15 protein-coding genes and 1 riboswitch are annotated in these 17,795 nt (G+C 69.5%); of the genes, 2 read left to right on the top strand and 13 right to left on the bottom strand.

Annotated elements, in window-relative coordinates; translation table 11 throughout:
* Both CCN39_RS51755 and CCN39_RS17550 read right to left on the bottom strand, forming a co-directional pair.
* Positions 1-722: FAD-dependent oxidoreductase (locus CCN39_RS51755; RefSeq protein WP_341867708.1), on the bottom strand; the 722-nt coding region annotated here is incomplete at its 3' end.
* 95 nt (positions 723-817) lie between these two features.
* Positions 818-2,140, bottom strand: a complete 1,323-nt coding sequence (locus tag CCN39_RS17550; RefSeq protein WP_167455114.1) for an aminotransferase-like domain-containing protein — start codon at positions 2,138-2,140, stop codon at positions 818-820.
* A 70-nt stretch (positions 2,141-2,210) separates the two neighbouring features.
* On the opposite strand from CCN39_RS17550, the gene CCN39_RS17545 reads away from it, so the two are divergent.
* Entirely contained in the window at positions 2,211-2,867 is a 657-nt protein-coding gene (locus CCN39_RS17545) for an O-methyltransferase (RefSeq protein WP_086843285.1), read from the top strand.
* 15 nt (positions 2,868-2,882) lie between these two features.
* Here the strand turns inward: CCN39_RS17545 and CCN39_RS17540 are convergent, their stop codons facing one another.
* Both CCN39_RS17540 and CCN39_RS17535 read right to left on the bottom strand, forming a co-directional pair.
* Complete coding sequence (locus CCN39_RS17540; protein WP_167455113.1) at positions 2,883-4,739, bottom strand: transglycosylase domain-containing protein; 1,857 nt, start codon at positions 4,737-4,739, stop codon at positions 2,883-2,885.
* A gap of 79 nt (positions 4,740-4,818) precedes the next feature.
* Positions 4,819-5,538, bottom strand: coding sequence for a FadR/GntR family transcriptional regulator (locus tag CCN39_RS17535; RefSeq protein WP_167455112.1), 720 nt, complete (start codon positions 5,536-5,538; stop codon positions 4,819-4,821).
* Positions 5,539-5,664: 126 nt separating this feature from the next.
* On the opposite strand from CCN39_RS17535, the gene CCN39_RS17530 reads away from it, so the two are divergent.
* Positions 5,665-5,853, top strand: a complete 189-nt coding sequence (locus CCN39_RS17530; protein ID WP_244210832.1) for a hypothetical protein — start codon at positions 5,665-5,667, stop codon at positions 5,851-5,853.
* A gap of 248 nt (positions 5,854-6,101) precedes the next feature.
* Here CCN39_RS17530 and CCN39_RS52890 read toward each other — a convergent pair whose 3' ends face one another.
* The 9 genes from CCN39_RS52890 to CCN39_RS17490 all read right to left on the bottom strand — a co-directional run bounded on the left by CCN39_RS52890 (position 6,102) and on the right by CCN39_RS17490 (position 17,767).
* Positions 6,102-6,752, bottom strand: a complete 651-nt coding sequence (locus CCN39_RS52890; RefSeq protein ID WP_353526784.1) for an MAE_28990/MAE_18760 family HEPN-like nuclease — start codon at positions 6,750-6,752, stop codon at positions 6,102-6,104.
* Positions 6,753-6,754: 2 nt separating this feature from the next.
* Positions 6,755-7,864, bottom strand: a complete 1,110-nt coding sequence (locus tag CCN39_RS17525) for a DUF262 domain-containing protein (RefSeq protein WP_086843280.1) — start codon at positions 7,862-7,864, stop codon at positions 6,755-6,757.
* A 316-nt stretch (positions 7,865-8,180) separates the two neighbouring features.
* Positions 8,181-9,548, bottom strand: coding sequence for an L-serine ammonia-lyase (locus CCN39_RS17520; RefSeq protein ID WP_086843278.1), 1,368 nt, complete (start codon positions 9,546-9,548; stop codon positions 8,181-8,183).
* Positions 9,549-9,562: 14 nt separating this feature from the next.
* Positions 9,563-10,564 (bottom strand): lipoyl synthase, encoded by a 1,002-nt coding sequence (gene lipA, locus CCN39_RS17515; protein WP_086843276.1) that lies wholly within the window; start codon positions 10,562-10,564, stop codon positions 9,563-9,565.
* Complete coding sequence (glyA, locus tag CCN39_RS17510) at positions 10,561-11,835, bottom strand: serine hydroxymethyltransferase (protein ID WP_086843274.1); 1,275 nt, start codon at positions 11,833-11,835, stop codon at positions 10,561-10,563. The genes lipA and glyA overlap by 4 nt, the downstream gene beginning before the upstream one ends.
* Positions 11,835-12,212, bottom strand: a complete 378-nt coding sequence (gcvH, locus tag CCN39_RS17505) for a glycine cleavage system protein GcvH (protein ID WP_086843272.1) — start codon at positions 12,210-12,212, stop codon at positions 11,835-11,837. The genes glyA and gcvH overlap by 1 nt, the downstream gene beginning before the upstream one ends.
* Before the next feature lie 13 nt (positions 12,213-12,225).
* Positions 12,226-13,317, bottom strand: coding sequence for a glycine cleavage system aminomethyltransferase GcvT (gene gcvT, locus CCN39_RS17500; protein ID WP_086843270.1), 1,092 nt, complete (start codon positions 13,315-13,317; stop codon positions 12,226-12,228).
* A gap of 1 nt (position 13,318) precedes the next feature.
* Entirely contained in the window at positions 13,319-16,150 is a 2,832-nt protein-coding gene (gene gcvP / locus CCN39_RS17495; protein WP_086843310.1) for an aminomethyl-transferring glycine dehydrogenase, read from the bottom strand.
* A 134-nt stretch (positions 16,151-16,284) separates the two neighbouring features.
* Positions 16,285-16,378, bottom strand: a riboswitch (glycine riboswitch).
* A 78-nt stretch (positions 16,379-16,456) separates the two neighbouring features.
* Complete coding sequence (locus tag CCN39_RS17490) at positions 16,457-17,767, bottom strand: helix-turn-helix domain-containing protein (RefSeq protein WP_086843268.1); 1,311 nt, start codon at positions 17,765-17,767, stop codon at positions 16,457-16,459.
* Positions 17,768-17,795 lie beyond the last annotated feature (28 nt).

Raw genomic sequence — 17,795 nt, 5'->3', positions numbered from 1 at the left:
GCGGCCGCGTCGGTGAAGTCGATCGCGTCGAACCACGCCATCGGCCGGGTCAGCGACACGTACGTGTGCAGCGTTTCCCCGCTCTCGCGGTGGGCGTGGATCCCCTCGCGCGGGGCGGGCGCCATCATCGAGCCGCCCCCGACCGTCTTCGCGGCGGCCGGGTGGCGGGTGTCGGCGTCGAACAGGTAGGTCTCGACGAAGGCTTCGCCGACGTACTCGGGCTTCGCCGCCGACAGCAGCGGCCGGATCCGCGACCACGCGCCGTCAGCACCGACCAGCAGGTTCGTGACGACGGTGCGACCGTCGGCGAAGGTCACCTCGTGGCGGCCGTCGCCCAGGGCGCGGGCGCCGGTCGCCTTGTGTCCCCAGTGGACAGTGCCGTCCGGGAGCGCGTCCAGCAGCAGCTGCCGCAGTTCGCCGCGCTGCACCTCGGGACGGCCGCCCGAGCCGTCGTCGGGCCGTTCGGCCAGCACGGTGCCGTCCGGGTGGAGCACCCGCATCGCCTGCCTGCCCTCCAGGACCAGGTCGCGGAACCCGTCCGTGAGCCCGGCCGCCTCGACGGCGAGCTGCCCGTTGTAGTCGTGGATGTCGAGCATCCCGCCCTGCATCCGCGCCATCGGGGACGGCTCGGCTTCGTAGACCTCGGCCGGGATGCCGTGGACGTGCAGGACGCGGGCGAGGGTGAGGCCACCGAGGCCGGCGCCGATGATCGTGACGGGCATGCGTGCTCCTTCGGGTTTCAGTGCGACCCCCGAAGGCTGGCGAAGATCACTGGCGCGGACCGCACACGGAGCTGGCACGCCGCTGGCAGGACCTGTCAGTCGGCCAGCAGGTCGTCCGGGCTGCCGCTCGCCAGCCCCGCCAGGACGCCGAGCGCCGACTCGAGGGTCGCCACCGGCGGGGCCGACACCGCGACCCGCACCGCGTTCGGCGCGTGGCCCGGCAGCACCGCGAACGCCGCCGCCGGGGAGAGCGCGATGCCCCGGCGGGCCGCCGCCGCGACGAACGTCTCCGCCCGCCACTGCTCCGGCAGCTCCCACCAGCGGTGGTACGAGGCCGGGTCGCCGCGCAGGCCCGGGAGCTTCGCCGCCACCACCGCGGCCCGCGCGGCCGCGTCACGGCGTTTCGCCGCCTCGATCTCCGCCAGGGTGCCGGTCACGATCCACTGCGTCGCCGCCTCGACGGCGAACCGGGACGCCCCCCAGGCGCCCGATCGCACCGACGACGCCAGCCGCGCCGTCCAGGCCGGCGGCGTCACCAGGAAGCCCGCGGTCAAGCCCGGCGCGACCCGCTTGGACAGGCTGTCCACGAACACCGTGCGCTCCGGCGCGTACGCCGCGAAGGGGCGGACGTCGTCCCGCAGGAACGTGTAGATGCCGTCTTCGATCACCGGCAGGTCCAGGCGGCCGGCGACCGCGGCGAGTTCGGCGCGGCGCTGCGGCGGCATCGTCGTGCCGAGCGGGTTGTGCAGCGTCGGCTGGACGTAGAGCGCGCGCACCGGCCCGGCCGCGGCGAGCGCGTCCGGCACCAGGCCGGACTCGTCGGTCTCGATCGGCACGAGCTCCACGCCGAGGCGCGCCGCGAGGGCCTTCACCACCGGGTACGTCAGCGACTCGACCGCGAGCCGCTCCCCCACCGGCACGAACGCGGCGATCGAGGCCGCCAGTGCCTGCCTGCCGTTGCCGGTGAACAGGATCGTCGCCGGGTCCGGGCGCCAGTCGCCGCGCGCGAGCAGCCCCGCCGCCGCCTCGCGGGCCACCGGCGTGCCGGCCGCGCCGATCGGGTGCAGGGCCGCGGTCAGGACGTCCTCGCGCAGCAACGGTTCCAGTGCGCGCGCCAGCCCGGCCGACTCCTCCGGCAGGACGGCGAAGTTGAGTTCGAGGTCGACGCGGGCGCCGCCGGGCTCGGCGAGCGCGGGCTCGGGCGGCGGTTTCGCCGCGCGGACGAACGTGCCGCGCCCGACCTCGCCGACGGCCAGGCCGCGCCGGACGAGCTCGCCGTAGACGCGGGCCGCCGTGGAACCGGCGATGCCGCGCTGCCGCGCGAAGCGGCGCTGGGGCGGGAGCCGGTCGCCGGGCCGGAGGCGGCCGGCCTCGATGTCGGCGGCGATGGCGTCGGCGACGACGCGGTAGTCGTCCATGGTCACCTTCCCACCCGGAAACTGTCGGCGAGCATGATCCCACCCGGGCTAGATTGGCGGTGGAGGTGCCATGACCGACCAGACCTGGACCGAAGTCGACGACTACCTCGCCGGCGCACTGCTCGCCCCCGACCCGGTGCTCGACGCGGCGTTGGCCGACGCGGACGCCGCCGGGCTGCCGCAGATCGCCGTCGCGCCCAACCAGGGCAAGCTGCTCAACCTGCTGGCCCGGCTCGCCGGAGCGCGCACGATCCTGGAGATCGGCACGCTCGGCGGGTACAGCACGATCTGGCTCGCCCGCGCGCTGCCGGCCAGCGGCAAGCTCGTGACCTGCGAATACGAGCCGAAGCACGCCGAAGTCGCGAAGGCCAACCTGGCGCGGGCGGGCTTCGGCGAGGACGTCGTCGACATCCGGGTCGGCGCCGCGCTCGACACGCTGCCGACGCTGACCGGGCCGTTCGACTTCGTGTTCATCGACGCCGACAAGGTCAACCTCGCCAACTACGTGCGTGCCTCGCTGGAACTCGCGCGGCCGGGCACGGCGATCGTCGTCGACAACGTCGTCCGGCAGGGCCGGGTGGCCGACGCGGGCAGCGGCGACCCGAACGTCCGCGGCGCACGCGAGATGTTCGAGCTGCTGGCCGCCGAGGACCGGATCGACGCGACCGCGGTGCAGACCGTCGGCGGCAAGGGGCACGACGGGTTCGTGCTGGCCCTGGTCCGCTGACTCACCCGTTTCGATTCACCGCGGCGGTGGGGAGGCTGCCGCGGTGAAGGCGCGCCAGACGTCGGCCGGGACGATGTCGCCGGTCAGCTTCCGGCCGCTCGCGTCCTTGAGGCGCCGCTCGTCGTCGGAGCCGATCCAGACCGCCGTCACCAGCTGCGGGGTGTAGCCGACGGCCCAGGCGTCCTGGTAGTCCGGGCTGTTGCCGTGCTCGGCCTCGCCGGTGCGCAGCGCCGCCGGGCCGCCCGTGCCCAGGGTCGCGGTGACCTCCGCGGCGACGCGGCGGCTCGTGTCGTCGTCGCCGAACGCGGGGCGCGCGGTGTCCGGGTTTTCCCAGACGACCGCGCCGCTCTCGTCGCGCACCTTCGCGACCAGGTGCGGGGTGGCGCGCCGGCCCCCGGCGGCGAAGGTCCCGTAGGCGCCGGCGACGTCCAGCGGCCGCAGCGGGTACCGGCCGATGGCGATGCCCGGCCCGATGAGGAAACCGTCCTTTTCGCGCAGGGTCGGGACGCCGTCGACGGCGTCCGGGATGCCCGCCTGCCGCGCGGCCTCGCTCAGCGCCTCCGGGCCGAGCTTCTTCGCCAGCGCGATGAAGGGGCCGTCCGCGTGCGTCTCCATCGCCGAGCGCAGGGTGCACTTCGGGCCGCAGACGTCCGGGTACTGGAAGCTCTCACCGAGGAAGTCCAGCTTCGACGGCGACGGGATCGGCTGGTCCACGCGGTAGCCGTGGCCCAGCGCCGCGGCGAGGGTGAACGGGTGGAACGCCGAGCCGAGCGCGTGCGGGGTACCGGCGTAGTCGCGGACGCCCTGGTCACCGCCGTGGTAGGCGCGGACGGCCCCGGTCGCCGGTTCGATCGCGACGACGGCCCCGCGGAACCCCTTCGACTCGCCGTTCAGCCTGTCCCGCAGGGCTTTCTTCGCGGCGCCCTGCCGGCTGCGGTCCAGCGTCGTCTCGACCGTCAGGTTCCCCTGCTGGAGCCGGCCGAGCGGGAAGCCGTCCTGTTCCAGTTCGGCGAGGACCTGCTGCTTGACGTGGAACTCGTCGTAGGTGACGCGGCCGGCGCGCGTCTCCGAGGGCGGCTGGATCCCGGTGCCGGGGTAGGCCATCGGTTCGCCGTCCTTGACGTACCCGCGGCTCACGAGCTTGTCGCGCACGTACTGCCAGCGCCGGGTGGCGTGGGTCTCGCCCGAGGCGGCGGGGTCGTGCACCGACGGGGACTGGATCATCCCGGCCAGGAAGGCGGCTTCGCTCCAGGTGATGGTGTCGTCGAGCTTCCTGCCGAAGTAGGCGTTCATCGCCGCGGCGGGGCCGAACGTGCCGCGGCCGAAGGAGATGATGTTGACGTAGCTTTCGAAGATCTGTTCCTTGCCCTGTTCCTGGGTGATCTTCGTGGCCAGCACGAGCTCGGCGAACTTGCGCCCGAGCGTCGCGTCTTCGTCGCCGGTGGACTTCTTGATGTACTGCTGGGTGATCCCGGACCCGCCGCCGACGCCGGTGAGGAACGCGCGGCCGATGCCGGTCGGGTCGAAGCCCTGGTTGTCCCAGAAGGTCGGGTCCTCGGTGGCGATGATCGCGTCCCGCAGCTTCGCGGGCACCTGGGCGTAGGGGACGAACATCCGGTCGCCGTCGGCCGGGATCACCTTGAGCAGCTCGGACCCGTCGGCGTACTTCAGGACGACGGTCTTGTCGAGGCCGGCCAGGACCTCCTGGGGACTGCGGACGTCGAGCACGAGGTAGGCGATCCAGAAGGCGATCAGCGGGCCGCCGAGCAGGACGCCGAGCGTCCAGCCGGCGATCCGCCGGACACGGCGCCACCCCGGGCTGCCGGGCTGATCTTCTTCGGTCTCTGCGGTTTCCTCGGTCGGCAAGGTCACGAATGGATGACGGCCGGACGGGTGAGAAGGTTCTGCGGAGGGTTGTTCGAATCCTGTGAAGATCGAAACTGTCGAAAGCTCAGGCCAGGAAGGCCCGCAGCAGCGAGGCGGTGCCCTCGATGTGCTCGGCCATCGCCCGGCGCGCGGCGGGCGCGTCGCCGGCCAGGATCGCGTCCACGATCGCCTCGTGCTGGGCGTTCGAGTGCTCGAGGTTGGGCGGGAGCAGCGGGATCCGGTCGAGCAGCTGGTTGACGCGGCTGCGGGCGTCGGCCATCGCCGTGGTCAGCGAGCCGGACGCGGTCACCTCGGCGATGGCCAGGTGCAGCCGGGAGTCCTTGCGGCGGTAGTCGTCGAGGTCCGCGCCGGCGGCCTCGGCGAGGGTGCCGGTGAGGTGCTGCCGGTCGGCCGGGCTCAGCGACCGGGCGGCGGCCATCTCGGCGGCACCGGTCTCGAGGACGTAGCGGAGGCTCAGCGCGTCTTCCAGCGAAACGGTGTCGACCTTGCCGCCGGGCTCGGGCGGGGCGGGCAGGGTGTCGTGCACGAAAGTGCCGCCGTAGCGTCCCCGCCGTGACTCGACGTAACCGGCGTCGGAGAGCGCCCGGATGGCCTCGCGCAGCGTGACGCGGCTGACGCCGAGCCGTTCGGCGAGCTCGCGTTCGGAGGGGAGCCGCTCCCCCGCGCCGACGACGCCCAGCCGGATCGCCTGCAGCAACCGCTCGACGGTCTCCTCGAAGGCGTTGCCGGTGCGGACCGGCCGGAACAGCGCTTCGCCGGCATTCACCACCGAGGTCGACTCCATCCCGCGAGTCTAGGCGCTGCCGGGCCATCACCCTGTGTTCGCGGTCCGGAAAACCGGTGGCCGCGGCGGGCACTCTCGGCGACGATGGGACCACCGACACCGAACATCGACGCAGGGGGCGATCCGGTGCACTTCCTGATGGCCGAAGATCTGGTCCACGAACGAGAGGGCGAGTTGCGCCGCGGCGTGCGCAACCGCCCACCGGGCCGTGCGACGCCGAGCCGCCGCACGGGCACGAGGAAACAGCAGTTCGGCTGGACGCTCGTGGAGGTGGGGTTGAAGCTGGCCGTGGAGCCGGAGGACCGAGAATCCTGACCCACTCGCCGGTCGCCACCGTTGCCGATCGGCTCCACCAGCCACCAACACGCCGCTCGAACCGCAATTGGGATGTACTTCAAGGCTGCCCATCCGGATCCGTCGCCACCGAGCTCTGCCGAGGTTTTACCTGGTCGCGGCAGCTGCCACAAGCACAGCAAGCGCCGCGTCCGCAGCATGCAAGCCCAAGCCGCAACGCTCGAGCTCCCGCCGACCTAACAATAACCAGGACCTGCCACTCGAGGACCTTAAACCCGATAGGTCCTCAACCGAGCAGCTTCAATAATAAGACCGTGAATTCGCTCCATCAGTTCCAAGACTTCGGCGTGCAGATCCTCAAATGAACCGGGTGTCGGATAATGGTCACGTCCGTGCGCAATCGAGTTTCTGGCGTCACACAAAGACAGATCGATCAGATTCCTGCTAGTATCAAATTTGTCGACCGCAAACCCAATGGAACTCAGGATTTCACACAAAACCGAGGATCGAAGATTCGACTTCGTGTCAACGATATGATTCTTCGGGACCTTCGCTCTAGCATTTTCCGGTCGGCGAATCAAATCGATAAGATCTGACTTTGCGGCATCATTGCCGGAATCAAGTCGTTTCAACAACGCAGAAACTGAGACCGCCAAGAAGCCGTCGTTTAGCTCCCGATAAAGAAGCCTTCGTCGAGCTACGTAATCGACATACGTCTGACAAGAGTCCTTTACATACCCCTCCCAGTGCGCATACAGAATAGCAACACCACTTCGAGCGAGTACACGAGTCAGGGGTCTTCCAGGGAAGTTCTTTTCAGCTTTGGCGATCTCGCCCCGGAGCGCGTGTAACTCAATCCTTCGCCAAGCCATGGACTCATCGAGCGCTTGCTCGAGATCTGCTATAGTTTTGACGGCCACAATCACACTCGCGCGAAATATTTCCGAGCCGGCACTACGAGCCTTGGAAACCTCCTCCGCGCACTGACTCCAACACCTGAATTGTTGCGAAACTGACTGTACGTCCAAATATTTTGGATTTTTTTGGCTAGCTTATCCCCCTGATCTTCCCAAAAATCAATATTCGCGGCAATGCCGGAACTGATGAACTCGAAAGCCGAAATGGAGAACGACCCAAGATGCCGGCTGCCATCAAACCTTCTAAAGGCATCTTCGCCAACCGTCTCGTTCAACAGGGAAAATACGCGATTGAAGAGTTCTGGATCGATCAGATCATCTTCGGTTTCGAATAGCTCTGCCGCTCGCCGAGTCCAAGTTGTAAGGTACTCACCGAGATCAGCCGGAAGATCGGAGGGGCCGCCTTGGAATGCGTTCTGACAGAAAAATCGGAGCACCAACTCCTGACGGAACGCTTCGTTTTCCTTACGCTCCGACAGCGGGACAACATTCTCGAATACACCGAGCGTCGACATATCCAAAACAGCCTCGAACATGCGCGCATTTAGCATTACGAGCAGACAGTTTCGAGCCTCTTGCGGCGAGAGATCCGTGCCCGAGTTCAGCCGCTGAAACAGGTCATACTTAGCATTGGCATCCGACTCTTTCTGCACAATACGAAACTCCAGGCGAGCACGCTTGACCGCGCGCCTAAGAGAGTCGGTGAAGACTTTGTTCTGCACGCCGGGGACTTCCCACCGAAAGCCGTCCAGATCAGGAAGATATTCGGTTGAAACCAGAGTCAACGGCTCCAAGGTGGCATCTTTGTAGTCGCGATAAATGCCGACAAACTCAAAAATTGTAGATAGTCGCTGCACTCCATCGATAACGTCCCATACCCCATCTTCCCGCTGAGAAACAAAAATTGGAGGGACCGGGATTCCCAGAAGCAAAGACTCGATAAGGCGGGACTTTTGACTGTCCGTCCAGCGAAAGATTCGCTGAAACTCCGGATGAACCTCGATATCCTCGTCTCGATACAAAGACATCACCTCGCCGATGGACATGGCATACCCATCGGTTCGGATTTCTTTCGCACGCTCGGCAATCTGTTCCTCGAGTCCCACACGCACCATCCGGAGTCGTTAGAGCCAGCCAGTCGCACCCACCGTAGTCCATGCCGGGCCCTTCCTCCACAGAGGGCAGCCAACTCAGAGCTGAAGCTGAACGCAGTACGACTGCCGGTCGGTGCCACCATTCATGGCCGATATTGGGCGGACCTAGATCACCAAAGCGCAAGGCGCGGGACAGGCCAGCAAGCCGCGCCTGCCACAGGCATCGTAGGACCGAACTCACGCCGGTATATGCCAGCCCCGCTGATTGGAAGCCAGCGCGGATGGAGACTCGATCAAACCCCATGGACCGAATCAGGTACGGAACCCAGCCGACCGGTCAGCACTCGATGACGTTCACCGCCAGGCCGCCGCGGGCCGTTTCCTTGTACTTCACGCTCATGTCCGCGCCCGTCTCGCGCATCGTCTTGATCGCCTTGTCCAGCGTCACCACGTGACTGCCGTCGCCGCGCATCGCCATCCGGGCCGCGTGGATCGCCTTCGAAGCTCCCACCGCGTTGCGCTCGATGCACGGGATCTGGACCAGGCCGCCCACCGGGTCGCACGTCAGGCCGAGGTGGTGCTCCACCCCGATCTCCGCCGCGTTCTCCACCTGGGCCGGGCTGCCGCCGAGCACTTCCGTCAGACCCGCCGCCGCCATCGCCGAGGCCGATCCCACTTCGCCCTGGCAGCCGACCTCCGCGCCCGAGATCGAGCCCGTCTGCTTCAGGATCGAGCCGATCGCGCCCGCCGTCAGCAGGAACGTGACGATGCCGTCGTCCGAGGAGTGGCGGATGAAGCGCTGGTAGTAGTGGAGCACCGCCGGGATGATGCCCGCCGCGCCGTTGGTCGGGGCCGTCACCACCCGGCCGCCCGCCGCGTTCTCCTCGTTGACCGCCAGTGCGTACAGACTCACCCAGTCCATCGCGTACAGCGGGTCGTCCGCGCCGTCCTCGGCCAGCAGCTTCTCGTGCAGCGCGCGGGCCCGCCGCGGCACCTTCAGGCCGCCCGGCAGGACGCCTTCGTGGGTGCAGCCGTTGCGGACGCACTCCGCCATGACCGCCCAGATGTCGAGCAGCCCGGAGCGCACCTCCTCACGAGAACGCCAGGACAGCTCGTTCGCCAGCATGATCTCGCTGATCGGCAGGCCGGTCGACGCGCAGTGCCCGAGCAGGTCGGCGCCCGTGCGGAACGGGTACGGCACCGGTGTCGAGTCCTCGACGAACACCGTGTCCGTCTCGTACGACTCGTCGCGGACGAAGCCGCCGCCGACCGAGTAGTACGTCCGCTCGCGCAGCAGCGCACCGGACGCGTCGAACGCCCGGAAAACCATGCCGTTCGGGTGTGCGGGCAACGACTTGCGGCGGTGCATGGTGAGGTCGTTGTCCTCGTCGAACGCGATCTCGCGCGTCCCGGCCAACAGCAGGCGGCCCGATTCGCGGATCGACGAGATGCGGTCCGGCACGGTGTCCGTGTCGATCTCTTCGGGCCGCTCCCCGGACAGCCCGAGCAGGACGGCTTTGTCGCTGCCGTGGCCGAAACCGGTCGCGCCGAGCGAGCCGAACAGCTCACCCTGGACGCGGGACGTGCGCGCGAGGTCGTCGCCGAGTCCGTCCACAAAGGTCAGTGCTGCCCGCATCGGCCCGACGGTGTGGGAGCTCGACGGGCCGATGCCGATGGAAAACAGGTCGAAGACGCTGATCGCCATTGATCCGCCCCTTCCTATCGGGCCAGCAGCGAGCTGGCCTCTTGCGAAGCCGGGCCCTGGTCGGCGAGGTGGGCCAGGTTCTCCGGCAGCTCTTCTCCACGGTAACGCTTGGTCTGGGCGTAGAGCCGTCCCGCGCGGTACGACGAGCGCACCAGCGGACCCGCCATCACCCCGGCAAAGCCCATCGCCTCGGCTGCCTGGGAGTGCTCGACGAACTCCTCCGGCTTCACCCAGCGGTCGACCGGGTGGTGCCGCGGCGAGGGACGCAGGTACTGCGTGATCGTCAGGATCTCGCACCCGGCATCCACCAGGTCCTGCATCGCCGGAGCCACCTCGTCCGGGGTTTCACCCATCCCGAGGATCAGATTGGACTTGGTCACCAGACCGGCTTCGCGCGCGGCCGTGATGACTTCCAGGGACCGAGCGTAACGGAATCCCGGGCGAATGCGCTTGAAAATCCGCGGAACTGTTTCCACGTTGTGCGCAAGAACCTCCGGCCGCGACCCGAACACCTCCGCCAATTGCGCAGGATCGGCGTTGAAGTCCGGAATCAGCAATTCGACGCCGGTACCGGGGTTCATCGCGTGGATCTGCCGCACGGTCTCGGCGTACAGCCAGGCACCGCCATCGGGCAGGTCATCACGGGCTACCCCGGTGACCGTCGAATACCGCAAACCCATGGCCTGCACGGACTCCGCGACCTTCCGCGGCTCGGTCCGATCCAGCTCGGCGGGCTTACCCGTGTCGATCTGGCAGAAGTCACACCGCCGCGTGCACTGATCGCCACCGATCAGGAACGTGGCCTCACGGTCTTCCCAGCACTCGTAAATGTTGGGACAACCGGCCTCTTCGCAGACCGTGTGCAGGCCTTCGCGGCGCACCAGGCCCTTGAGTTCGGTGAACTCCGGTCCCATCCGCACCCGCGTCTTGATCCACGGCGGCTTCTTCTCGATCGGCGTCTCACTGTTGCGAACCTCGAGACGCAGCAGCTTCCGGCCTTCGGGCTGGGCGCTCATCGCGCGAGGTCCGCGTACAGCGGGTGCTTCGCGGCGAGGGCCTCGACGCGGTCGCGGAGCTTGGAGCGCAGGGCGTCGTCGAAGTCGGGCTTCAGCGCCTCGGCGATGACGTCGGCGACCTCGGCGAAGTCCTCGGCCCGGAAGCCGCGGGTGGCCAGCGCCGGCGTGCCGATCCGGAGGCCCGAGGTGATCATCGGCGGCCGCGGGTCGAACGGGACGGCGTTGCGGTTGACCGTGATGCCGACCTCGTGCAGCCGGTCCTCGGCCTGCTGACCGTCCAGAGTGGACTGGACGAGGTCGACGAGCACCAGGTGGACGTCGGTGCCGCCGGTCAGCACCCGGACCCCCGCCGCGGCGCAGTCGTCCTGCGACAGCCGCGCGGCCAGGATCCGCGAGCCCTCGAGGGTCCGCTCCTGACGCTCCTTGAACTCCTCGCTCGCGGCGATCTTCAGCGCGACGGCCTTGGCCGCGATGACGTGCTCGAGCGGACCGCCCTGCTGGCCGGGGAACACCGCCGAGTTGATCTTCTTCGCCAGTTCCTCGCGCGACAGGATGAGGCCGCCGCGCGGGCCGCCGAGGGTCTTGTGCGTGGTCGTGGTGACGATGTCGGCGTGCGGCACCGGCGACGGGTGCAGCCCGGCCGCGACCAGCCCGGCGAAGTGCGCCATGTCCACCATCAGCTTCGCGCCGACCTGGTCCGCGATCCGGCGGAACTCGGCGAAGTCGAGCTGACGCGGGTAGGCCGACCAGCCGGCGATGATCAGCTTCGGCTGGTGCTCGACGGCGAGGCGCTCGATCTCGGCGAGGTCGACGATCCCGGTCTCTTTGTCGACGTGGTAGGCGACGACGTTGTAGAGCTTGCCCGAGAAATTGATCTTCATCCCGTGCGTCAGGTGCCCGCCGTGGGCCAGGTCGAGGCCGAGGATCGTGTCGCCCGGCTTGAGCACGGCGAACATCGCGGCCGCGTTGGCCTGCGCGCCCGAGTGCGGCTGGACGTTGGCGTGCTCGGCGCCGAAGAGGGCCTTCGCGCGGTCGATGGCGAGCTGCTCGACGACGTCGACGTGCTCGCAGCCGCCGTAGTAGCGGCGGCCCGGGTAGCCCTCGGCGTACTTGTTGGTCAGCACCGAGCCCTGCGCCTCGAGCACGCCCACCGGGGCGAAGTTCTCGGAGGCGATCATCTCCAGGGTCGACTGCTGGCGGTTCAGCTCGGCCGCGACGGCCGCGGCGACCTCGGGGTCGACGTCGGCGAGGGAGGCGTCGAAAGTCGTCATCAGTTCTCCTGGGTGAGCGCGGCGTACGCGGCGGCGTCGAGCAGGTCCGGCACGTCCCCGGTCAGACGCACCTTCAGGAGCCATCCTTCGGTGTACGGGTCGGAGTTGATGACCTCGGGGGTGTCCGATGTGGTGCCGTTCACCTCGACGACCTCGCCGGAGACCGGCGCATACAGCTCGCTGACCGACTTGGTCGACTCGACCTCGCCGAACACCTCGCCGGCGGTGATGGCCGAGCCCGGGTCGGGCAGCTGGACGAACACGATGTCACCGAGCGACTCGGCGGCGAAGGCGGTGATGCCGACGGTGGCGATGCCGTCCTCGACCTTCAGCCACTCATGTTCCTTGGTGTACTGCAGGTTCTCGGGGATGCTCACAGCTGGGAGTCCTTTACGCGCGGGAGTAGAAGGGCAGGGCGACGACCTCGACGGGCTCGATCCTGCCCCGGATGTCGACGGAGAGCTCGGTGCCGGGCTCGGCGTACGCCCGATCGACGTACGCCATGGCGATCGGGTAACCCAGCGTGGGCGACAGGGCGCCGCTGGTGACCTCGCCGATCTCGGTCCCGTCGGCCAGCAGCTTGTAGCCGTGCCGCGGGGCGCGCCGGCCGGCGCCTTTCAGCCCCACGCGCACGCGCGGGACGTCGGCCTTGGACCGCTCCTCGAGCGCCGCGCGGCCGACGAAGTCGCCCGGCTTCTCGAACTTGACGACGCGGCCGAGCCCGGCCTCGAACGGGCTCTGGTCGAGCGTGAGTTCGTTGCCGTACAACGGCATCCCGGCTTCCAGCCGCAGCGTGTCGCGGCAGGCGAGACCCGCCGGGACCAGGCCGTGCGGCTCGCCGGCGTCCAGCAGCAGGCGCCACAGCGCCGGGGCCTCGTCGGCGGCGGCGAACAGCTCGAAGCCGTCCTCGCCGGTGTAGCCGGTGCGGGCGAGCAGGACGTCGTGGCCCTTCACCGACGCCGGGACGCTGGCGTAGTACTTCAGCGCGTCCAGGTCGGCGTCGGTGACCGAACCCAGGATCGCCGCGGCGTTCGGGCCCTGGACGGCGATCAGCGCGGTGGCCTCCGAGCGGTCGTCCACCTGAGCGTCGAAGCCCGCGACCCGCTCGGCCAGGGCGTCCGCGACGACCTTCGCGTTGCCCGCGTTGGCGACGACCAGGTAGTGCTCGTCGGCCAGCCGGTAGACGACCAGGTCGTCCAGCACGCCGCCCTCGGCGTTGCAGATCATCGTGTACCGCGCCCGGCCCGGCTTGACCCCGGTCAGGTTGCCGACCAGCGCGTAGTCCAGGACGTCGGCCGCCTGCTTGCCGGTGACGTGGATCTCGGCCATGTGCGAGAGGTCGAACAGCCCGGCCGCCTCGCGGACGGCCTTGTGCTCGGCCAGCTCGCTGGCGTACCGGACCGGCATCGACCAGCCGGCGAAGTCGGTGAACAGCGCACCGAGTCCCTTGTGGACTCCGTGCAGGGAGGTTTCCTTGGACACGTCAGCCTTCGTAAGCGTTGAGGGGCGGGCAGGAGCACACGAGGTTACGGTCGCCGCGGGCGCCGTCGATGCGACGCACCGGGGGCCAGTACTTGTTCTTGCGCGAAACACCCGCCGGGTACACGGCCAGCTCGCGGTCGTAGCGCTTGTCCCACTCGCCGACCAGCGTCTCCGCGGTGTGCGGCGCCCCGCGCAGCGGCGACTCCTCGGCACTCCAGCGACCGGACGCCACCTCGTCGATCTCGGCGCGGATGGCGATCATCGCGTCGCAGAACCGGTCGATCTCGCCCAGGTCCTCGGACTCGGTCGGCTCGACCATCAGGGTGCCCGCGACCGGGAACGACATGGTCGGCGCGTGGAAGCCGTAGTCGATGAGCCGCTTGGCGACGTCGTCGACCGTCACGCCGGTCTCCTTGGTGAGCTGCCGCAGGTCGAGGATGCACTCGTGCGCGACCAGGCCGTCCTGGCCCGTGTAGAGCACCGGGTAGTGCGGCGCGAGGCGCGAAGCGACGTAGTTCGCGGCCAGCACGGCGACCTTGGTGGCCGCGGTCAGGCCGGGCGCGCCCATCATCCGGACGTAGGCCCAGGAGATCGGCAGGATCGACGCCGAGCCGTAGGGCGCGCCGCTGATCGGGCCGACGCCGGTCGCGGGACCGGCGGCGTCGAGCAGCGGGTGGTTCGGCAGGTACGGCGCCAGGTGCGCGCGCACCGCGACCGGGCCGACACCCGGGCCGCCACCGCCGTGCGGGATGCAGAAGGTCTTGTGCAGGTTCAGGTGCGAGACGTCGCCGCCGAACTCGCCCGGCTTGGCCAGCCCGAGCAGGGCGTTGAGGTTCGCGCCGTCGACGTACACCTGGCCGCCGCCGTCGTGGACGATCTTGGCGAGCTCGTCGATGTCGTGCTCGTACACGCCGTGGGTCGACGGGTACGTCACCATGATCGCGGCGAGCGTGTCCCGGTGGGCGTCCACCTTGGACCGCAGGTCGGCCAGGTCGACGTTGCCCTCGTCGGTGCACTTGACGACGACCACGCGCATCCCGGCCAGCACCGCGGACGCGGCGTTGGTGCCGTGCGCGGACGACGGGATCAGGCAGACGTCGCGAGCTTCGTCGCCGTTCGCACGGTGGTAGGCGCGGATCGCGAGGAGGCCGGCGAGCTCGCCCTGGCTGCCCGCGTTCGGCTGCAGCGACACCTTGTCGTAGCCGGTGACCTCGGCCAGCCACCCGGCCAGCTGCTCGACCAGCGTGTGGTACCCCGAAGCGTCCTCGGCCGGGGCGAACGGGTGGATGCCGGCGAACTCGCGCCAGCTGATCGGCTCCATCTCGGTGGTGGCGTTGAGCTTCATCGTGCAGGAGCCGAGCGGGATCATGCCGCGGTCGAGCGCGTAGTCCAGATCGGACAGGCGGCGCAGGTAGCGCAGCATCGCCGTCTCGGAACGGTGGGTGCCGAAGACCTCGTGGCCCATGAACCCGCTCTCGCGGGCCAGGCCGTTGGGCAGCGCGACGCCGTCGTGGACGTCTTCTTCGATCCCGAACGCGCGCAGCACCTTCGCCGTGATCGCCGGGGTGCTGACCTCGTCGAAGGCGACGCGGACGTGGTCGGCGTCGACGTGGCCGAGGTTGATGCCGGCTTCGCGGGCGGCGGCGTGGACCTCGGCGGCCTGGCCGGGCACGCGCGCGACGACCGTGTCGAAGAACGACTCGTGCACGACCTCGACACCGGTCTTCCGGAGGGCGTCCGCGAAGCCCGCGGCGAGGCCGTGGACGCGCTGGGCGATCTTCTTCAGGCCGTCCGGACCGTGGTAGACCGCGTACATCGCGGCCAGCACGGCCGGCAGGACCTGCGCGGTGCAGATGTTCGACGTCGCCTTCTCGCGGCGGATGTGCTGCTCACGGGTCTGCAGCGCGAGGCGGTAGGCGGAGTTGCCGTCGGCGTCGACCGAGACGCCGACCAAGCGGCCCGGCAGCGAGCGCTCGAGCCCGGCGCGGACGGACATGTACCCGGCGTGCGGGCCGCCGTAGCCGAGCGGGACGCCGAAACGCTGCGTCGAGCCCGCGGCGACGTCGGCGCCGAACTCGCCCGGCGCGGTGATCAGCGTCAGGGCGAGGAGGTCGGCGGCGACGGTGAACAGCGCGCCCGCGGCCTTCGCCGACTCGGAAATCGCGTGGTAGAAGCCGCGGCCGCGCAGCACGCCCGACGCGCCCGGGTACTGGACGACGACACCGAAGAAGTCCTCGGGCAGGCCGGTGAGCAGGTCGCGGACCTCGACCTCGATGCCCAGCGCCTCGACGCGGGTGCGCACGACGGCGATGGTCTGCGGCAGGCACTCGGCGTCGAGCACGACCTTGTTGGACTTGGACTTCGACGCGCGGCGCATCAGCGTGACGGCCTCGGCGACGGCGGTCGACTCGTCCAGCAGCGAGGCGTTCGCGGTGGCCAGGCCGGTCAGGTCGGCGACCATCGTCTGGAAGTTGAGGAGCGCTTCGAGGCGGCCCTGGGAGATTTCCGGCTGGTAGGGCGTGTACGCGGTGTACCAGGCCGGGTTTTCGAGAACGTTGCGGCGGATCACGCCGGGCGTCACGGTGTCGGAGTAGCCGAGGCCGATCATCTGCGTCATCGGCCGGTTGCGCGCGGCGAGAGCACGCAGCTCCGCGGTGGCGTCCTCTTCGGACGCGGCGGGCGGGAGGACCAGGTCACGCGTGGCGCGGATGGCGCTCGGGACGGCGGCGCCGACGAGGGCGTCCAGGCTGCCGTAACCGCACTCGGCCAGCATCTTCGCGCGTTCGGCCTCGGACGGGCCGATGTGGCGGGCGTCGAACTGCGTGGAAGTGATCGGGAGCTCCTTGGGCCGGGCACACAGCTGTGCGCTGGAACTCCCCCTCTGTCATGGCACCTGAGAGTTTCACCGTGGGCGACACGGCTTTCACCTTGGGTGAGGCGCGGGTGCGCCTGCTTTCCAGAGTGGCCTCGCGCGAAGCGGTAGCAGGTACCTGAGAGATTCCGGGGAGTTTGCTCCTTCGGTGCCCCACCGACTTCGTGAGGGCTCTCCCGCCTCGGCTCAACGGCCCGATCTGCAGTTGTGACGGCCACGGTACCTGCCGGGTTCGAGGTCCGTCTACTTCACCCGGGCAACACCACATCAGTCTCCGACCGGCCGGTGCTGCGCTCGGCCTGCCCGGCGGACCACCTGACCGGCGAGCACCGGCGGCCGCCGGACCCGGCCCGAGGGCAGGACCAGACGCTTCAGCGGGCCGCCCAAGGGCACCGGGGGCAGGCCCGCTCCCAGCAGGACCTGCTCGACGATCTGCTCGGCGTGCCAGGCCACCGAGTCGTTGAGCCGGTCCAGCGAAACGCGGTCGCCGTCGAAGACGTCCTCGTCGGCGAGCGTCACCTCGAAGTACGCGCACCCCGGCGGGACCGCGATGGCCTCCTCGATCGCCCGCGCTCCCTCCAGCGGGTCGTCGAACCCGGCCTCGAGCAGCGGTTCGCGGTAGATCCGGGCCGCCCGTGCCCGCATCCGCGGCCCGTAGCGGACCACGACCGGGAGGCGGCCGGTCAGGTCCGGCACGGCGAGGCCGTGCAGCAGCATGATCGGCGGTACCGAGTGCACCAGCCGCGGCGCGGGTTCGGCCAGTTCACGGGCGGTGAGGCGGACCCGGTCGGCCATCGTGTCCGGGAGGCCGAAGTAGCGGAAGTCGACGTTGCCGAAGCCCAGCCCGTCGGCGACCAGGGACGCCAGCAGCTCGCCGTACCCCCAGATCGGCGACAGCACGACCACCGGCGGCGCGGCGACGACCGGCGACGGCACGGGCGGCCGCGTCGCCTCCTGCTCGGGCACCTGGATGACCAGCCGGGGCGGCTCGTGCCAGTCGTGCACCTCGGCGACCCGCCAGTACAGCCCGAGCGGCCGCCACAGCTCGCCGAGGACGTCGTGCTCGAGGATCCGCCGGACCTCGGCGTCGGCGTACGGGAAGTCCCGCGGCGGCACGATCCCGACGTAGTGGTGGTAGGTGACGCGGACCTCGTCGCCGCGGGTGGCCGAGCGGATCCGCATCTCCCAGTCGATCGGCGACGCCGCGATCGCGTTCGCCACCTGCGTGCCGGGCGAGGAGTAGACGAGCGCGGTGGCCTGCCGGAGGAACTGCCCGGCCCGGTCGATGCCCTCCCGCAGCGCCTTCGCCGCCTGCGCGACGTGCACCGGGCCGGCGAGCGAGCCGGGCAGGACACCGGCGACGCGCAGCAGCTCGGCCTCCCCGAGCCCGGTGACCTCGGCGATTCCGGCCCAGTGGTCGAACACCGTCACCTTCGGCGCGTGCCGGTGCTCGATCCAGCTGCGCAACGTCGACGTCGGGACGCCGATGCGCCGCGCGGCCTCGTCCAGGGACAGGCCGCGGGAGCGGATGCCGGCCCGGACCGCTTCCGCCCACTCGTCGGCGCGCCAGTGCGTCACCTCACAAAGCTAACGAAACCGGCTAGCT

The organism is Amycolatopsis kentuckyensis (assembly GCF_002155975.1).
GTDB lineage: Bacteria > Actinomycetota > Actinomycetes > Mycobacteriales > Pseudonocardiaceae > Amycolatopsis > Amycolatopsis kentuckyensis.
The sequence above is the reverse complement of the archived record's forward strand: the minus strand, read 5'-3'. Positions and strand labels throughout refer to the sequence as shown.